Raw genomic sequence first — 12,658 nt, 5'->3', positions numbered from 1 at the left:
AAGTGGGCATGGGCAGCCTGCGACACCGGATTGGGCTGCGGAGAACGTGAGAGGACTGCAACGATGCAAGATCTGCGAATCCATACCCCCACAGCGAGAGTGATGGCCTGGTCCGGCGTGGCGCTGGTGATTTCGCTGGTGGTCGCGCAGGGCATTCTGATGGGCTTCATCCCACCGCCGTCGCCGGCGCACAGTGCCTCCGAGATTGCGCAACTCTATATCGACCGCAAGCTCGCCATCCGCCTCGGCACGCTGATCGAGTGTGTCGGATTCACGTTCTACCTGACCTGGTCCATGTCCATCGTGTTCTTCATGCGCAAGATGGAACGTGGAATGCCGGTCCTGAGCTACACCGCGATCGCTCTCGCCGGCGGCGGCTATGTGTTCTTCATGCTGATGCCGATAACCTGGGCCGCGCTGGCTTTCCGGCCGGAAACGCTGGACCCCGCCATCTTGCAGGTCGCCAACGATTACGTGTGGTTCGTGTTCATCCTTAGCTGGCCGCCGTTTGCGATGTTCATGGTTTTGATCGCCGTCGCGGTGTTGCGTGACCGAAATCCGACGCCGATCTTTCCTCGCTGGGTTGGCTACCTCAACTTGTGGACCGCGGTGTTGATCATTCCGGCGGGCCTCGTCGAGTTCTTCACGACCGGACCGTTCGCCTATGACGGCGTCATCTCGTTCTGGTTCGTGTGGATCGTCTTCTTCGGCTGGATCATCGGCATGTGCGCTGTCGTCCTGCGGGCCTGCGCCGCAGAGAAGCGTGGCCAGTTGGCCGAGCAGGAGCATGGTGACGAAGTCCGCATTCCGCACGATCGGCGTGCCTCATGACCGTTGCGCCCATCCGGACCCGGGCCTCGACCCCGCGGGCACCGCATGTCCCGGGTGAGGTCGGCATCTGGGTGTTCATCGGTGGTGATCTGGTCCTTTTCTCGCTGTTGTTCTTCCTCTTTCTGCAGTACCGGGCCGGAGAGGAGACGCTGTTCACCGAGTCGCAGCGTCATCTGAATCAGGCGCTGGGACTGGTCAATACGCTGCTTATGCTGTCCAGCTCGTGGCTGGTTGCCTCCGCTGTGCAGGCGGCGCGCAGGCAGCAGCCCCCGATTGCCTCACGGTGCTTCGCGGCGGCATTCGCCTGCGGCGCCGGGTTCATCGTCGTCAAGTATTTCGAGTACAGCAAAGGGATCAGGGCCAGCTTCACGCTGAACACCAATGACTTCTTCATGTTCTACTACGTCTACACCGGTATACATCTGATCCATGTCGTCATCGGCATGGGTGTACTGGCGACGTTGATGGTCTATTCACACTCTGGTGGATTCACCGCCACCAAGGTCGAGAATCTCGAGTCCGGTGCCAGCTTCTGGCACCTCGTCGATCTGCTGTGGATCGTCCTTTTCGCGCTGCTGTACCTCGTGGGCCGGTCATGAACGTGCTACTTCGGTCTCGCGCCACTCTGGTATGGCTGCTGCTGGTGGCGGCGACGGCGTTGTCCTGGGGAATGGGGCACGACGTAGGAATCTCCGATATGCGGATCGCCGGCGTTGCGATCATCGTCGTAGCCTTCGTGAAAGTGCGCTTCGTCGTCTTCGAATTCATGGAGATTCGCGGCGCACCGAAATGGATGCGGCAGGTCGGCGAAGGCTGGATCGTGTTGATCGCCACGCTGTTGATCGCCCGAATCTTGATCCAGGTGTGATTAACCCCGGCTGACCGCCAGATCCAGTGCGACGTCGCCGATCATGTCTTCCTGGCCGCCGACCAGGCCGCGGCGGCCGACCTCGATCAGGATGTCGCGCACGTCGAGGTCGTTGTCGGCGGCGGCGCGTTCAGCGTGGCGCAGAAAGCTGGAGTAGACCCCGGCGAAGCCGAGTGTCAGGGTTTCCCGGTCGACGCGCACCGGTCGATCCTGCAGCGGGCGTACCAGATCTTCGGCGGCGTCCTGCAGGGCGAACAGATCGCAACCATGTTGCCAGCCATGCAATTCCGCGACAGCGACGAACGATTCGATCGGGGTGTTGCCCGCGCCGGCGCCGTGCCCGCACAGCGATGCGTCGACGCGAAAGACGCCCTCTTCGACCGCGACCACCGAGTTGGCCACCGACAGTGACAGATTCTCGTGCGCATGGACACCGATCTGGGTGCGCTCGTCGAGGACGTCGCGATAGGCGCGCACCCGGTCTCGCACGTCGCGCATGGTCAGGCGTCCACCGGAGTCGGTTACGTACACGCAGTGCGCTCCGGCGTCGGCCATCAGCTTCGCCTGGCGCGCAAGCAGATCCGGGGTGGCCATATGCGACATCATCAAGAAGCCCGAGACGTCCATGCCCAGATCGCGAGCCTTGGCGATGTGCTGCTCGGCGATGTCGGCCTCAGTGGCGTGGGTGGCTACCCGCACCGATACGACACCGAGATCGTGGGCGGCCACCAGGTCGTGAACAGTGCCGATGCCGGGCAGCAGCAGTGTGGTCAGCCGAGCGTTCTTGACGACCTCGGCCGCGGCGGCGATCCACTGCCCGTCAGTCGAGCTGCCCGGTCCGTACGTGAGGCTTGAGCCGGCGAGGCCGTCGCCGTGGGCCACCTCGATAGCGGCGACCCCGGCGGCGTCCAGGGCGGCGGCGATCCCTCGCAGTCGATCGACCGGCAGCCGGTGACGAACGGCGTGCATACCGTCGCGAAGAGTGACGTCCTGGATGTAGAGCTCGGTCATGGCACCCGCTCTTCCGTTCGCGCGGCGAGACTCTCACCCACCCGTAGTGCGGCCGAGGTCATGATGTCGAGGTTCCCGGCGTACGCGGGCAGGTAGTGGGCGGCGCCCTCGACCTCCAGATACGCCGTCACCTGCCAGCAGGGACGGCCGTGCCCTGCGTCGACCAAATCGTGTGCAGGGTCGTGCGTGTCGAGCCGGCGGAACTGCACCCGTCGCTTGAGCCGGTAGCCGGGTACGTAGGCGGCAACGGCGTCGACCATTGCGACGACGCCTCCCTCGACGGCATCGAGATCAGCGTCGCCGATCAGGCAGTGCACGGTGTCGCGCATGATCAGTGGGGGATCGGCGGGATTGAGGACGATGATTGCCCTCGCCCGGTTCGCGCCGCCGACGACCTCCAGCGCCTTGGCGGTGGTCTCGGTGAACTCGTCGATGTTGGCCCTCGTGCCGGGGCCCGCCGACTTCGACGCGATCGAGGCGACGATCTCCGCGTACAGCACCGGTGTAGTTGCGGCGACCGCGGCGACGACGGGAATAGTGGCCTGTCCACCGCAGGTCACCATGTTCACGTTGCGGCTGTCGAGATGTTCATGCAGATTCACGGCAGGAACCACGAACGGGCCGATCGCCGCCGGCGTGAGGTCGACCAGCGTCTTGCCGTACGGCGCGAGCAGCTTCGCATTGTCGATGTGTGCGCTTGCCGACGTCGCATCGAAAACCACAGCGATGTCGTCGAACTCGGGAATGTCGAGCAAGCCCTTCACGCCGAGAGCGGTCGTCGACACGCCGAGACGCTGCGCCCGTCGTAGCCCGTCGGAGTCCGGATCGATGCCGACCATCGCACCCATCTCGAGGTGCTGCGACAGCCGCAGCACCTTGATCATCAGATCGGTGCCGATATTGCCGGAGCCGATGACCGCAACCTTGGTCCGCGTCATCGGGTCACCTCGGCGAAAGAAACTTCGACCGAACCGATTCCGTCGATCTCAGCCACGTATGTGCTGCCCGGCCGCACCGGCACCATGGGACCCAGCGCACCAGAGAGCACGATGTGGCCGGCGCGCAGCGGGGAGCCGTTCTCCGCAGCGGTGCGGGCAAGCCACCCCAGCGCGTTGAGCGGGCTGCCAAGACAATCCGAACCCCGCCCGGTAGAAACCACCACGCCGTCCTGGGTGAGCCGCATTGTGCGCGAAACAAAGTCGAGGTCGGCGGCGGCCACCTTCTCCGAACCCAACACGAACAGGGCGGACGAACCGTTGTCGGCGATGGTGTCGACGATGCTGATCGACCAGTCGCGCACCCGCGAATCGACGATCTCGATGGCCGGCACCGCGACGCCGGCCGCAGCCCTGATCCGCGACTCCGAAAGGGCGCCGTCGAGGTCCTCGGCGAGAATGAAGGCGATCTCGGCCTCGACCTTGGGCTGCAGCAGGTTTTCGGAAGCAACCGTGGCCCCGGTCGCCACCCGCATGTCGGCGAACAGCACGCCCGAATCGGGTTGGTCGACGCCGAGTTGCGACTGCACCGCCGAGGAGGTCAGGCCGATCTTGTGGCCGACGATTCGGCGTCCCCGAGCCAGCGAGTCCTCGGTGAGCAGGCGCTGCACCGCGTAGGCCGCTTCGACGTCACGATCGTCCAGGATGTCGCGTACGGGGTCGCATTGTCTCGGCGCCGCGGCGGCTGCGATCAACCGGTCCGCTGCCTCTCGCAGAGGCGTTGTCGTAGTAGTCATGGGTTCCTTCGCATGTGACGCACGGGCATCAGCCCATGCTGCTGCCGCCGTTGACGTAAATGGTTTGTCCAGTGACGAATCGGCTGTCCTCGCCGGCGAGGAAGGCGACGGCCGCGGCGACCTCGTCCGGCGTGCCCGGCCGGCCGAGCGGAACGATGGCCGTGGCCCGCTCGACGACTTCGAGGAGACGCGGTGGCGCACCACCGGTTTCGAACAGCCGGGCCAGTTCGGGAGTCTCGATGTAGCACGGGGCCACCGTGTTGGCCGTTACGTCGTCCTTGGCGAACTCGCGCGCCAGGCCACTGACCATCGCATGCACGCCGCCCTTTGCGGCGTTGTACATCGCGTGGTCCATCAAACCGGTGCGCACCGAATCGGCGCCGACATTGATGATGCGACCGTGCTTTCGGGCCACCATGTGCGGAAGCACCGCCAGCACACACCGGATCGTTGTCCACAGGTTGTTGTCGATGGTCGCGTGCAGCGACTCCTCGGTGTGTTCCAGCGTCGGCCGGATCACGCCGCCCCCGGCGTTGTTCACCAGGATGTCGACGTCCCCCAACTCGCCGATGGCGGTGCTCACCAGGTCGGCAGCCACGCCGGCCTGCTGGAGCTCGCCGACGAAGCCACCGGCGACGTCGACCTGATCGAAGACCTTCTCCAGGTCCTCCTTCGACCGCGTCGCGGCGAAGACGAGGGCCCCGTCGGCGGCGAGCCGCCGTGCGATGCCCAACCCGATACCGGACGAGGCCCCGGTGACGATAGCCGTCCGCCCCGCCAGCGTGGCGCTCACAGGATGATCGCCACATCGGAAACGGCGCGCAGATCTGACATGTCGAGCTCGGCGCGCTTGAACGCGATCCGGAAACCGTTGTCGGCCAATCGAAGTCGGTACCGGTAGCGCCCGACGTAGCAGCTTGTCTTACCGCCGCGGAACCGCCACACCGTGAACGACGCCGTCACATCGATCTCGCCTTGGAGATCCGGGTCGGCCACCCTGACATTGAAGATCTGGTGGTTGGTGCGGGAGTGTGGGTACTCGCGATGGGCGCGCCGACTGTTGAGGCGAGTCACGCGCGCCCGCAGGCGTGTGTAGTCGTCGTCGATGAGCAACAAGTCGGTTTCCGGGTTGCCGTCGGGCGCGTCGTTGCAGGGCACCTCGTATTTGGCGTCGGCATCGAACAGTGCGAGCCATTCGTCCAGCGACCACGAATCCAGCAGCGCGGCTTCGGTGTACAGGAAATCCTCGACCTGTTGCCGTGATACGGCCAGCACGGTGCTCATCGTGCACCTGCCCGGTCTGCCGCGGAGCCCATCTGTTGTTGCCAGCGCCGCCAGAACTCTCGCATCTGTTCCTCGTCGTTGGCCAGCGGCCCGCGGCCCATTCCGCGGGAGATGTCGTTCCACTCGACGCCACCACCGGCGTAGCCCTGTTGGCAGGACTCCAGCGCCTCGACATCGTCGGGTGTGGCGAATCCGCCCGGGCCCAGGAACGTGAGGAAGCTGTCGAGCCGGCGCTGCCGCAGGCCCGGCAATTCGTCGCGCGGCGCCAGCTGCCACGCGGTCACATCCACCCGATCCGGTGCCGACGGGAAGATCGTGCGCACCGTGACCGCCATGATGTCGTTGATGATTAGGTTGGGATAGATCAGCATGTTGCGGTTCACCTCGGACATGGTGTGGGCCCGCTCCTCGCCGTAACGGCTCACCAGATCGGCACGCAGCCGATCGATTTCGTCACGAGCGTCCTCCCCGAACAGCGGTTCCCATTTGGCGATCGGACGACCCCACGGGGCGGAGTACTCGATCACCGCGTGCCCGTTGCCCAATGCGATGGCCCGGCCTTTGACGCCGCCCTGCAGATCGGTGCCGATCGACACCAGGTACTTGAAGTAGGTGTCGTGAGTGGACTGGGCGTGGTAGCCGTCGATGCTGTTCTCCACCAGCAGTTTCCAGTTCGCGGTGAAGCTATATTCGTTGGTGCCCCTTGCCAGCTCGACGTCTCCGCCACACCCGTCGATCACTAGGTCGAGGTAGTCTTTGGCGCCGGCGAGATACGTCGGCAGGTCGACGATTTCGGGATCGAAGCTGGCGAAGACGAAGCCGCGGTAGGACTCGACGCGCGCCACCGGCTTCAGGCCCAGCTCGTCGAAGTTCAACCCGCCCGCGTACGCGTCGCGATCCGGGACGCCTTTGAGCCTGCCCTCGGTGTCGAACGACCAGGCGTGGTAGAAGCAGGAGAACACCTTGGCGGTGCCCGTGTCCTGCCGGCACACCAGCGCGCCGCGATGCGTGCACGAGTTGTGAAAGACGTTGACGTGTCCGGTGTCCACGCCGCGGACCATGAAGATCGGGCGGCCCGCCAGCGGACGCCGGACGAAGTCGCCCGGGTTCGGGATCTCCGACTCGTGGCCGACGTACAGCCATGATTTGGTGAAGATCCGCTCTATTTCGGCGCGATGCACGTCCGGCGAGGTCATCGCCGACCGGTGCACGCGAAAGGTCTGGTTGACCTGGTCGTCGACCACAAGTGGAGCGATCACGACACCGGTTGCGCTGGAACGATTCTCGACGCCGGTACTCATGATCGGCCCAGGAAGTCGGAGACCAACGCGGAGAACTCGTCGGCCCGCTCGATCTGGGTCCAGTGCCCGCAGCGGCTGAACACGTGCAGGTCGGCGTTGGGCAGCAGGCCGAGCATCGTGACCGACACCGACAACGGCACCACCCTGTCCTCGCGGCCGTGGACAAGCAGCGCTGGCGTGGTGATCGCGCTGACCTCGTCCTCGGTGATGCCGAGTTCCGAGCCCTTGTGGCGAGGATCGAAGAACATCGCGCGGTACGCCTCGAAGGCGCCGTCGGCAACGCTGGCTTCGTACCGGATCGCCACCAACTCGTCAGTGATCAGTGCGGGGTTGACCGCGAAGTAGTCGCGCAGCAGGGCGCGCATCGCGTCGTGTGACGGCTCGTATGCCCGCAGCGCCTTGAGTCCGTCGGTGAGGGTCATCCCCACGCCCGGCGAGCCCATCAGCACCATCCGGGAGATGCGCTCCGGCTGATCGGTGGCCATCTGCAGCGCGATGCGGCCGCCGAGGGAGTTGCCGACGATCGCCGTCTTCTCGATGCCATGGGCGTCGAGGAACGCCCAGACGTGGTCGGTCCAGGCACGAAGCGAATAGACGATGTCATCGGGACGCTCGGTGCCGCCGAACCCGACGATGTCGGGAGCCAGAACGTGGAACTTCTCGGCAAGTGCAGGAATGTTGTACTGCCAGTTGGCTGTTCCCGATACACCCGGGCCAGAGCCATGCAGCATGAGGACCGGTTCGCCGGATCCCGCCTCGAGGTAGCGGGTTTCGATGCCTCCCGCATCGATGGTGCACTGCGCCACCGCAGTCGACGTCGTCATCGGGGACTTCCTTCCTTGAACACTGCAAAACACTTGTTGGAGTTGAAGACATCGGTGGTGACGAGATCCGACCACGCAAGGTCGAGGCCGAGTTCGTCGGCGGCGCCGGTCAGGCAAAACCAATTCAGCATTTCGTGCTGTCCGGCGTCGACGATCTCTGCGGTGGTGGTCTCTTTCCACTTGGCATATTCACCCGCGGCGAACAAGTCGTAGAGTCGCAGATCCGCCTCGGTGTCCGGGGTGATGTGCCACGTTTTGTCGGTGAGGAACGCGTGCGACCAACTCGACGAGGCGACCAATGCGACGCGAAGATCGGTGTCGGCGAACGACTGTGCCACGGCCCGGCCCAACGCAAAGCATCGCGCGGGGGACGGACCGACTGGATCAAGTCTCTCCGTGGCGATCTCGGCGAACCGCGCCAGCCCGCCGCGCCGCGCGATTGCATGCTGGCCATAACAGTTGACGGTGATCGGAATCATCCGATAGGGGAACTGACGCCCGGCGTGCGGATAGTCCAGGAAGAGCTGGGTATTGGCGATCGCGTGCGGGAACGGCGAATTGGCCCGCTTCTGATACGAGTACGCCACGTCGAAGCCGCGTGCGAGCAGCCGGTCGGCGAGCGCGCGGGCACCCTCGGCGTCCCCGTGCAACGTCATGGTGGTGTCGTCGGGCAGACCCCATGCGTTGGGACTGCCCCGGTTGGTCATCACCTCGAACGGGTCGACCTCGACGTCGCCGTAGGCCAGCACGCAGAACGGCGGAATGACCTCTTCGCGGAAGTTCTCATATTGGTCGTCGCCCCACACCACCATGACGTCGGGTGCGAATTCGTCCAGCGCATCACGGCACCGGGCGAGGCTCTCCACCAAGAGCTTCCGATGATGGGCGGCCGTGGCGACACCCTTGTCGTTGCCCCACTCGGCACGCATCGGCGCGGGCCAGTTGGCGGGATCCTTGGCCGCGGCGGGGATGTCGGGATCGGCCAGCGTCCAACGCAACAGGGAGGCCATGTGTTCGTCCGTGCCGGCCAGCAGCGGATAGTGGGTCAGGCCTAGACCAAGGAACTGCGCCATGATTCCTCCAGATTGGTGCGGTAGATCCTGCGTCGCAGGTCGGCGGGCAGATCGGCCACGATGTCGTCGATGGGGTGGGGCATCGCGGGGAAGGGGTAGTCGGATCCGAAAACCACGTGGTCGCTGCCGAAGACCTCAACCGCGGCGTCTAGGCTCCGGCGGTCGTATGTCAGTGAGTCGCACCACATTCGGCGGGCCAGTCGGCTTGGCAGGGTAGGGGAGTCTGTGGACATGCCGGCGATCAACGCCCCCTTGTCGAGTCGACCGATCAGTGCCGGCAGGGCGCCACCGCCGTGCGCCAGGCAGATTCGCACGCCGGGTCGGCTGGCTAGCGCGCCGCTGGTGAGCAGCGCGGCCGCAGCCACTGCCGTCTCGATGAGCATCCCAGCTCCGAAGCCGATTCCCAGCCCGGTCACCCGGGGCGGCAGGTCCTGGTCGCTGGGGTGGACCAGGATCAGCGCGCCGAGTTCATGCGCGACGGCGAAGAACCGGTCCAGGCGCGGGTCAGCCAGCTCGATTCCGCCGACCCGTGTGCCGATCTCGACGCCCAGGAAGCCCGGCCGGCCCATACACCGGCGCATCTCGTCGACAGCCCGGTCGGGGTCCTGCATGGCAACGGCGGCCAATGCGGCGAAGCGGTTCGGGTGCGCGCGCACGATCCGGGCGAAGAACTCGTTTTGTGCCGAGGCCAGCTCGGCCGTGCCAGCCGCAGACGCCTGATAACAGAAGGTCACGGGAATCGGCGAAAGCACCTGTACGGCAACGCCTTCACGATCCATGTCGGCAAGTCGGGCATCCGCTGACCAACACCGGTGGTCGATGCGGCGGTAGGGAACCCCGTCAAACATCAAGCTGGCTTCTATTTCGCTGATGCGTTCGACGCTGGGCCACCCGTCGTCTGGATAGCGCTGCGTCAGGTCCGGCAGGTCCTGGTCGATGGCGTGGGTGTGGACATCGACGAGCGCCGTGCCTGCGGATCGGTGAGCGTCGATGGTCGTGACTCCGTGCCTGACGTTGGGCGGCTGGTCTGATCCAATTTAGCTATTATAGATTCACAATTCAAGATATGCATGCACAATGTTGTAGATCACACCTCGATGGTGGTAGAAGTAGCCGGTATGCAACGAGGACGGGTCCAGTGGTGGAAGCGAGCGTCTATGCGCTACCAGCGACGTTCGGTCAGGGGTGCTGCGGGGTGATCGGTGTGCGATCGGGATCGTCGGCGCGGATCAGATCTTGATCATGGCGATTGATCGCGTCGACGAACGACGCCTGATCGTGCAGTGCGATGGCGGCCACGATGTCGTCGTGGACGTCGAGACTGCCTTTCAGCAGCGGTCCGTGGTCGTCGACGAACACCACCCTGTTCAGCACGGCCTTGATGCTGGTCACGATGAGCTGGTGCATTCCCTCAAGGACGGGAATGTGGGCCGCCGCCGCGACGACGCCGTGAAACGCCAGCACGGCGTCGAAGAACTGCGCGGCGTCGGTGCACGCCCGCATCGCGACCATCGCCGATCGCATCGCCGCGACATCGGTGTCGGTTGCCCGCTCGAACGCCGCCTTGGTCAGCCCGAACTCGAGGTACAACCGCGCTTCGAACAGGTCGAGGGGGTGGGGGGTGGATGGCTGAAACGACAGATCCAGTGCCCCCAGACGAACCTGTGGGTGTGCACTGGCAACAGTGATTCCACCCCCTGGCCCAGGCCGCACCGACACCAGGTCGCGATCGCGCAGAATGCGCAGCGTCTCGTTCATCACCGTCGGGCTGATCCCGAACCGGTCCATGATCTCCGAGCGGCGCCCGAGGTGAGCACCGACCGGCAGGCGGGCGCTGAGGATCTCGTGCTCCAGATCAGCCGCGACTCGTTCAGCCCGGGAGGACCGCAGCGCAGGTTCGCGACGTTGCACGCAGCCTCCTTGAAATCCCCTTCGGCCCCGCAGTGGCGCCGTCACCGCCAGTTTCCCAGATGAACCGATGTGAGGAGCCCCGACCCATGGATCGTGCAACCGGCCGAGAGGCCTACCGCGCTGCCCGCGACATTCTCGTGCAGCACCGCGACGACTACGACTCGGCGGTCACCGCCTTCCGCTGGCCCGACGTCGGGGACCGGTTCAACTGGGCACTCGACTGGTTCGACCCCGTTGCTGCCAACAACCCCCGAACGGCGCTGCGCATCATCGATGAGGACGGGTCCGACCGCTCGTATTCGTTCGCCGAGATGTCCGAGCGATCCGGCCGGCTCGCCACCTCGCTCGCCGAAGAAGGCGTCGCGCCCGGCGATCGCGTCATGGTAATGCTCGGCAACCAGGTCGAGTTGTGGGAGTCGGTGCTCGCGGTGATGAAACTGGGCGCCGTGATCATGCCGGCCACGACGGCGCTGGGGCCCAAGGACCTAGCCGACCGAGTCGGGCGGGGCGCGGTACGCCACGTCATCACCAACGCCGACCAGGTGGACAAATTCGCCGAGATTCCCGGGGATTTCGGGCGCTTCGCGATTGGCGACGCCCCAGCTCCGTGGCGCCGCTACCGCCTGGCCGACACGGTAGTCGAGTCGTCATGGCCCGGCGTCCAGACCGGCGCGGACGATCCGATGCTGGTCTACTTCACGTCCGGCACCACCAGTCGGCCCAAACTCGTCGAGCACACGCACCGGTCCTATCCGGTCGGGCATTTGTCGACGATGTACTTCCTTGGGCTCCGCCCAGGCGACGTCCACCTCAACATCAGCTCTCCGGGATGGGCCAAACACGCCTGGAGTTCGTTCTTCGCGCCGTGGATCGCCGAGTCGACCATCGTGGTGTACAACTACGCGCGCTTCGATGCAGAGCGATTCCTCACGATGCTGCGGCAGGCTGACGTCACTTCGTTGTGCGCGCCACCGACGGTGTGGCGCATGCTTATTCAAGCCGATCTGGGTCCCACGCCGGCCGCGCTGCGGGAGGCGGTCGGCGCGGGGGAGCCGCTCAACCCGGAAGTCATCGCGAATGTCCAAAAGCGATGGGGGCTGACGATCCGGGACGGGTTCGGGCAGACCGAGACCACGGCGTTGATCGGCAACACCCCGGGCTCACCGGTCAAACCCGGATCGATGGGCCGGCCGCTGCCGGGCGTTGCCGTGGAGATCGTCGACTCCGTCACCGGGAAACCGGCCGATGAGGGGGAGATCTGCCTGCGAATGGACCCGCGACCTGTGAACCTCATGACCGGGTATCTCGGCGACGAAGACCGCAACGACGCGGTCACCGAAGCCGGCTACTACCACACCGGGGACGTCGCGAGCCGCGACGCCGACGGTTACATCACGTACATCGGGCGCACCGACGATGTGTTCAAAGCGTCCGACTACAAGATCTCCCCGTTCGAATTGGAAAGCGTGCTCATCGAGCATCCGGCGGTGGCCGAGGCGGCGGTGGTGCCGGCCCCCGATCCAACGCGGTTGGCGGTGCCCAAGGCATATGTCAGTTTGGCGGCGGGGTGGGTCCCCGATCGCGCTACGGCCGACGCCATCTTCGCCCATGCGCGGCTAAACCTCGCGCCTTACCAACGGATCCGCCGGATCGAATTCATGGAGCTACCCAGGACGATCTCCGGCAAGATTCGGCGCGTCGACCTGCGGGCTCGCGAAAATGCAAGTCAGACAAACGATTTGGTGGGTGAATACCGAGATGGGTGAGCCGGTGTTGATGCGGGGCGCCTGCCGGCGCAACCCAACGGACGCCTCGACTTCACA

Annotated in this window: 15 protein-coding genes; 5 read left to right on the top strand and 10 right to left on the bottom strand. The window is 65.2% G+C overall.

Translation table 11 applies throughout. From position 1 onward, the window contains the following. Positions 1-102 precede the first annotated feature (102 nt). Genes H7J93_RS16780 through H7J93_RS16770 form a run of 3 tightly spaced genes read left to right on the top strand, consistent with a single transcriptional unit; the run spans position 103 to position 1,699 of the window. A complete protein-coding gene (locus H7J93_RS16780) occupies positions 103-831 on the top strand; it encodes a hypothetical protein (protein ID WP_267307437.1) in 729 nt (242 codons plus the stop codon). After that, entirely contained in the window at positions 828-1,430 is a 603-nt protein-coding gene (locus H7J93_RS16775) for a cytochrome c oxidase subunit 3 (protein ID WP_267307436.1), read from the top strand. The genes H7J93_RS16780 and H7J93_RS16775 overlap by 4 nt, the downstream gene beginning before the upstream one ends. Beyond that, positions 1,427-1,699, top strand: a complete 273-nt coding sequence (locus H7J93_RS16770; protein WP_267307435.1) for a cytochrome C oxidase subunit IV family protein — start codon at positions 1,427-1,429, stop codon at positions 1,697-1,699. The genes H7J93_RS16775 and H7J93_RS16770 overlap by 4 nt, the downstream gene beginning before the upstream one ends. On the opposite strand, the gene dmpG is transcribed toward H7J93_RS16770, so the two are convergent. The 9 genes from dmpG to H7J93_RS16725 are packed head-to-tail and all read right to left on the bottom strand — an operon-like array spanning position 1,700 to position 9,841. Next, positions 1,700-2,710 carry a 4-hydroxy-2-oxovalerate aldolase gene (gene dmpG / locus H7J93_RS16765; protein ID WP_267307434.1) on the bottom strand — a complete coding sequence of 337 codons (1,011 nt, stop codon included), beginning with the start codon at positions 2,708-2,710 and terminating at the stop codon, positions 1,700-1,702. Further along, complete coding sequence (locus H7J93_RS16760; protein ID WP_267307433.1) at positions 2,707-3,648, bottom strand: acetaldehyde dehydrogenase (acetylating); 942 nt, start codon at positions 3,646-3,648, stop codon at positions 2,707-2,709. The genes dmpG and H7J93_RS16760 overlap by 4 nt, the downstream gene beginning before the upstream one ends. Beyond that, positions 3,645-4,442 (bottom strand): 2-keto-4-pentenoate hydratase, encoded by a 798-nt coding sequence (locus H7J93_RS16755; RefSeq protein WP_267307432.1) that lies wholly within the window; start codon positions 4,440-4,442, stop codon positions 3,645-3,647. Before H7J93_RS16755 ends, H7J93_RS16760 begins: the two co-directional genes overlap by 4 nt. A gap of 28 nt (positions 4,443-4,470) precedes the next feature. Further along, a complete protein-coding gene (locus H7J93_RS16750) occupies positions 4,471-5,235 on the bottom strand; it encodes an SDR family NAD(P)-dependent oxidoreductase (protein WP_267307431.1) in 765 nt (254 codons plus the stop codon). Beyond that, entirely contained in the window at positions 5,232-5,726 is a 495-nt protein-coding gene (locus H7J93_RS16745) for an aromatic-ring-hydroxylating dioxygenase subunit beta (protein ID WP_267307430.1), read from the bottom strand. Before H7J93_RS16745 ends, H7J93_RS16750 begins: the two co-directional genes overlap by 4 nt. Further along, positions 5,723-7,027, bottom strand: a complete 1,305-nt coding sequence (locus tag H7J93_RS16740) for an aromatic ring-hydroxylating oxygenase subunit alpha (RefSeq protein ID WP_267307429.1) — start codon at positions 7,025-7,027, stop codon at positions 5,723-5,725. Before H7J93_RS16740 ends, H7J93_RS16745 begins: the two co-directional genes overlap by 4 nt. After that, the gene (locus H7J93_RS16735; protein ID WP_267307428.1) at positions 7,024-7,851 is read right to left on the bottom strand and encodes an alpha/beta fold hydrolase; all 828 of its coding nucleotides are present in this window, start codon (positions 7,849-7,851) and stop codon (positions 7,024-7,026) included. The genes H7J93_RS16740 and H7J93_RS16735 overlap by 4 nt, the downstream gene beginning before the upstream one ends. Further along, positions 7,848-8,924: a DODA-type extradiol aromatic ring-opening family dioxygenase gene (locus tag H7J93_RS16730; protein ID WP_267307427.1), complete on the bottom strand. Its 1,077-nt coding sequence runs from the start codon at positions 8,922-8,924 to the stop codon at positions 7,848-7,850. Before H7J93_RS16730 ends, H7J93_RS16735 begins: the two co-directional genes overlap by 4 nt. Beyond that, positions 8,903-9,841 carry an amidohydrolase family protein gene (locus H7J93_RS16725; protein WP_267307487.1) on the bottom strand — a complete coding sequence of 313 codons (939 nt, stop codon included), beginning with the start codon at positions 9,839-9,841 and terminating at the stop codon, positions 8,903-8,905. Before H7J93_RS16725 ends, H7J93_RS16730 begins: the two co-directional genes overlap by 22 nt. Here H7J93_RS16725 and H7J93_RS16720 point away from each other — a divergent pair. Then, positions 9,737-9,955, top strand: coding sequence for a hypothetical protein (locus H7J93_RS16720; protein ID WP_267307426.1), 219 nt, complete (start codon positions 9,737-9,739; stop codon positions 9,953-9,955). The two genes, H7J93_RS16725 and H7J93_RS16720, sit on opposite strands and share 105 nt — an antisense overlap. 148 nt (positions 9,956-10,103) lie before the next feature. On the opposite strand, the gene H7J93_RS16715 is transcribed toward H7J93_RS16720, so the two are convergent. Then, complete coding sequence (locus H7J93_RS16715) at positions 10,104-10,835, bottom strand: FadR/GntR family transcriptional regulator (RefSeq protein ID WP_267307425.1); 732 nt, start codon at positions 10,833-10,835, stop codon at positions 10,104-10,106. Between the two features lie 86 nt (positions 10,836-10,921). Between H7J93_RS16715 and H7J93_RS16710 the strand changes: the two genes are divergently transcribed. After that, positions 10,922-12,601 carry an AMP-binding protein gene (locus H7J93_RS16710; RefSeq protein ID WP_267307424.1) on the top strand — a complete coding sequence of 560 codons (1,680 nt, stop codon included), beginning with the start codon at positions 10,922-10,924 and terminating at the stop codon, positions 12,599-12,601. Positions 12,602-12,658 lie beyond the last annotated feature (57 nt).

Source organism: Mycobacterium barrassiae, from assembly GCF_025822765.1.
GTDB classification, from domain to species: Bacteria; Actinomycetota; Actinomycetes; order Mycobacteriales; family Mycobacteriaceae; genus Mycobacterium; species Mycobacterium barrassiae.
This window is presented reverse-complemented; position numbering and strand designations above follow the sequence as displayed.